This window comes from Streptomyces mesophilus, assembly GCF_040300965.1.
In the GTDB taxonomy this organism is placed as follows: domain Bacteria; phylum Actinomycetota; class Actinomycetes; order Streptomycetales; family Streptomycetaceae; genus Streptomyces; species Streptomyces mesophilus_A.
Map to the genome: position 1 here is coordinate 1 of NZ_JBEPEW010000285.1, position 4561 is coordinate 4561.

Below are 4561 nucleotides of genomic sequence, written 5' to 3' on the forward strand. Positions count from 1 at the left end.
CGCGTACTCCTGCGACCGCGCTGCCGGTTCCGCGTGCTCCTGCGCCGACTCCGCGCCCTCGGGGCCTTCGCCGTCCCGGGAAACCGCCGCCCTCCCGGGCCCTTCGCCGTCCCGGGAAACCGCCGCCCTCTCGGGCCCTTCGCCGTCCCGGGAAACCGCCGCCCTCTCGGGCCCTTCGCCGTCCGGGGAAGCCGCGCCCTCAGCCGGCACTGGGGCCACCGGCCGCGCGCTCGGCGGCCTCGACGACGTTGACGAGCAGCTGGGCGCGGGTCATCGGGCCGACGCCGCCGGGGTTGGGCGAGATCCAGGCCGCGACCTCGGCGACACCGGGGTGCACATCGCCGACGATCTTGCCGCTCTCGTCCCGCGAGACACCGACGTCCAGGACCGCGACGCCCGGCTTCACGTCCTCGGGCTTGATCAGATGCGGTACGCCCGCCGCGGCCACGATGATGTCGGCACGCTTGAGATGGGCGGCCAGATCGCGCGTACCGGTGTGGCACTGGGTCACGGTCGCGTTCTCGCTGCGGCGAGTGAGCAGCAGCGGCATCGGGCGTCCGATGGTCACGCCACGGCCGACGACCACCACTTCCGCGCCCCTGATCTCCACACCGTGCTGGCGAAGCAGCGTGATCACGCCGTTGGGCGTGCAGGGCAGCGGCGCGGGCTCGTTGAGCACGAGGCGGCCCAGGTTCATCGGGTGCAGACCGTCGGCGTCCTTGTCCGGGTCCATCAGCTCGAGGATGCGGTTCTCGTCGATGCCCTTGGGCAGCGGCAGCTGCACGATGTAGCCGGTGCAGGCCGGGTCCTCGTTGAGTTCGCGGACGACCGCCTCGATCTCCTCCTGCGAGGCCGTCGCGGGCAGCTCGCGCTGGATCGAGGCGATGCCGACCTGGGCGCAGTCGCGGTGCTTGCCGGCCACGTACTTCTGGCTGCCGGGGTCCTCACCGACGAGCACGGTGCCGAGTCCGGGGGTGATGCCGCGTGCCTTCAGCGCTTCCACGCGGACGGCGAGCTCGGCCTTGATCGCGGCCGCGGTGGCCTTGCCATCGAGAATCTGGGCGGTCATGGGACCCATCCTCGCCGATCCGGGCGCCCGGTCTCCAATCGGCCACCCGATGATCTCGGCAACCACCGGATCCGGGGGGGACCGGCCGCCGGATCCAGGGGCGGTCCGGCCGCCGGATCCAGGGGCGGTCCGGCCGCCGGATCCACGCACGGACCGGCCGCCGTTTCCAAGATCGCGGAGGTTGCACTTGCACAACACATCTGGAATGCGGGTGGACAAGCACACGGCCCGCCTAGAACCATGTCCGGCACAGTGCCGCGGGAGTAACCGGGGGGACGGCCACTAATACCTTGGGACCTTCCTCCTTAGTGCGAACCGCGTCGTCCCCGCACTACCCACGGAGGAGTCAAGCGCCATGAGTTACGGCGACCCGAACAACCCCTATGGTCAGCCGCCCCAGCAGCCGCCGGCCCAGCCCGGATACGGCTACCCGCAGCAGGCACCGCCCGCCGTGCCGCCGCAGCAGGGCTATGGCTATCCCCAGCAGCAGCCCGGCTATCCGGGGTACTCCGCCTACCCGGGCGGCAATCCGATGCAGCAGACGATGCCGGGCCTCCTGGTGACGGCGCGCGTCTTCCTGTTCATCATCTCGGCGGTGCAGATCATCGGCGCCCTCGCCTACCTCTACGTGGCGGCGATCGCCAATGACGTGTCCGACGCGGCCGACGACTTCGGCTCCAGCTCCGCCTCGGACTTCGCCGACGTGGCGGCCGGCGTCGGTGTGGTCGTCGCCCTCATCCTCGCGGGTCTCGCCGCGCTCTCCATCACCCTTGGCGTCAAGTTCGGCAGCGGCGGCCAGGGCATCCGCGTCACCACGATCGTCTACGGTGCGCTCGGCTGCGTCGCCGGTCTGATCTTCCTGTTCGTCGGCCTCGACACGGGGATGGCCAGCGCGGTGATCTTCCCGCTTCTGTGGGTCGTCTTCGGCGCCATCATCACCGCCGCCCCGGCGGTCTCCTCCGGCACCGCCTGGTTCGCCCGCCCCCGTTACTGAGCGGCGTGCATCCCGCGCGTGTAACCGGAACGAAAGGGCCGCACCTCATCTTCGTACGAAGAGGGGTGCGGCCCTTCGTGCGCGCCCTACCCTGACGGGGTCCGGCTACATGGGGGGACCAGGTGCACAGTCTGGACAGCATCATCGTCGTGCCGCCGCACTGCCCGGGACCGGGGCATCAACTCAGGCTCCGCCCGGGCGAGAAGCTCGCCTTCGGGCGTGCAGTGGAGGGCCTGACCATCGACCACGAGGGCGTCTCACGGCACGCGGGCGAGATCGCCGCGCAGGGCGCCTTCTGGATCCTGAGCAACATGAGCCGCACCCAGACCTACGTGGTGGAGAACCCGGAGGGTGCGGGCGAGCACATCAAGGTGGGGCCGGGGCGCCTGGACGCACCGGTGCCGTTCGAGTTCGCGCGGGTGGTCCTGCCGGCCGCGGGCGAGCTCCTGTCGTTCGAGGTGTGGGCGCCGCGCCATGACCATCTACCGCGCCACGGCGGCGCGTTGGACGGCACCCAGACGCTGCCGGCCTTCTCGCTCGACCCGGCCAAGCGCTACTTCGCGGTGCTCGCCGCCCTGTGCGAGCCGCGGCTGCGCGGCGCCCCGCACGCCCCCGTACCGACGGTGGAGCAGGTCGTGGAGCGGCTCGCGCCCGGCTGGCCCGCGGCGAACCGGGCCACCGTGCAGTGGAACATCGACTACCTCGCGGTGAAACTGCGCCTCAAGCCGCCCGCGGAACAGGCGGGTCCGGGCCCGCGGCTCAACGGCAAGAAGGAGGCGCTGGCCTCCCTGGCGCTGCGGTTCGATCTCGTACGGGAGGACGATCTGGCCGTACTGCCCTGCGCCGTACGGCAGGAGGCGGGTGCGCGGCAGGGGGCCGGCCGGTGACCGCGCAGCCGTACGCGGTGACCGTGCCCCGGGGCTACCGGGTCGGGTCCTGGGAGGTGCGCGAGCCGCTGGCCAGCGGCTCGTTCGGGAGCGTGTACGCGGCCCGCAGGATGGGCGACGGCGCCCCGCGGCGCGCGGCGCTGAAGTTCCTGCCGACCGGTACGCACACCCCGCGCCGGCTCAATCATCTGCGTGAACTGGCCGAGCGCGAGGTCGAGTTGCTCAGCCGGCTGCGCGCGCCTCGGCTGATCCGGATGTACGAGGCGCTCACGGTGGACGATCCGGACCACCCCGAGCTCGACGGCGCCACCGTCCTCGTACTGGAGGAGGCCAGGACCTCGCTCGACGCGCTCCTGGACTCCGGGGTCCCCGCGCAGGCGCCGGAGCTGCTCGCCGAGGTGTGCGAGGGCCTTGCGCAGCTGCACGACGCGGGCTGGGTGCACGGTGACCTGAAGCCGGCCAATGTGCTTCTGATGGCGGACGGTTCGGTACGTCTCGGCGACTTCAGCATGGCCGCCGAGCTGGAGGGCACCCACGCCTACGCGCCTGCGTTCTCCACCCCCGACTACACCCCGCCCGAGCTGGTGTGGCCGGAGGTCGGCGAGCGCGGGCGGCAGATACGGGCGAGCGCGGACATCTGGGCGTTCGGAGTCCTCGCCCATGTGGTGCTCACCGGGTCGTATCCGCTGCCCGGAGGCACCGCGGCGGTGCGCCGGGACGCGGCGGTGCGCTATGCGCTCGGCGAGGAGGAGCTGCGGCTCTCCCCGCAACTGCCCGACGGGTGGCGCGCGTTGGTGCGGGACTGCCTCGCCGCCACGCACCGGGAGCGCTCGGCGCATCAGGCGCGGGCGCTGCTCGAGCGGATACGGCGTCTGACGGGCGCGGCGAGGACGCGGCGGCTGCGGCTGCCGTCCCGCAGGAAACCCTCCCGGCGCGCGGGCTGGGCCGCGCTCTCCTCGGCAGCCTTATTCGCCGCGGCCGCGACGGTGTACGCGGTGTGGCCCGAGCCTTCCGTGACGTACGGCTACCACCGCTGCCCGGCCGGCGAGGTGTGCTTCTTCAGCGACGTCAACGGGAACGGGGAGATGTGCCACTGGGCCGGGGACGACGAGGACTGGCTGCGCGGCAGGACGCGCTGCGCCTGGTCCGGGGAGAGGCCCGTGAAGTCGGTGTTCAACAACAACCAGGAGCGTACGAAGGAGATCAGCGTCGCGTACTGGCGCGGCCCCGGCTTCGTACCGACCGGCGTCGAGCGGGAGCGCGACAGCGAACGCGCCGGCTGCACCGGCGTCAACCAGCAGGGCAACCTCAAGGGCGACTACAAGCTGCGCTCCCACAGCTGGATCCCACGCTGCGACGCCGAGGACGCCCATCCCCGGCCGACCGTCTCGGAGAGCGACCTCTGATCCGTCCGCGCGAGCAACCTCTGACCTCCGAGGTACCCGGCGCCCGGGGCTCGCCCCTAGCGTGACGACCGCGCCGCCACGGGGGGCGGCGCGCTTGGGGGGACGCACCGCCATGAAGCGAGGTTTCGTTTCGGTGTGCGCGGTCGCGGCGGTGTGGAGCGCCGCCGCGACCGGCTGCACCACCGCACGGGGATCCGCCGCCGAG

At 72.2% G+C, this 4561-nt stretch carries 4 protein-coding genes; 3 read left to right on the forward strand and 1 reads right to left on the reverse strand.

The genetic code is table 11. The features are described from left to right. Positions 1–199: 199 nt before the first annotated feature. Positions 200–1069, reverse strand: a complete 870-nt coding sequence (locus ABT367_RS40945; protein WP_352259014.1) for a bifunctional methylenetetrahydrofolate dehydrogenase/methenyltetrahydrofolate cyclohydrolase — start codon at positions 1067–1069, stop codon at positions 200–202. A 355-nt stretch (positions 1070–1424) separates the two neighbouring features. On the opposite strand from ABT367_RS40945, the gene ABT367_RS40950 reads away from it, so the two are divergent. From ABT367_RS40950 to ABT367_RS40960, 3 genes are all read left to right on the forward strand, one after another. Continuing rightward, complete coding sequence (locus tag ABT367_RS40950) at positions 1425–2063, forward strand: hypothetical protein (protein ID WP_352259015.1); 639 nt, start codon at positions 1425–1427, stop codon at positions 2061–2063. Positions 2064–2194: 131 nt separating this feature from the next. Then, positions 2195–2950, forward strand: a complete 756-nt coding sequence (locus ABT367_RS40955; protein ID WP_352259018.1) for an FHA domain-containing protein — start codon at positions 2195–2197, stop codon at positions 2948–2950. Then, positions 2947–4356, forward strand: a complete 1410-nt coding sequence (locus ABT367_RS40960) for a serine/threonine-protein kinase (protein ID WP_352259017.1) — start codon at positions 2947–2949, stop codon at positions 4354–4356. The genes ABT367_RS40955 and ABT367_RS40960 overlap by 4 nt, the downstream gene beginning before the upstream one ends. Positions 4357–4561: the final 205 nt, after the last annotated feature.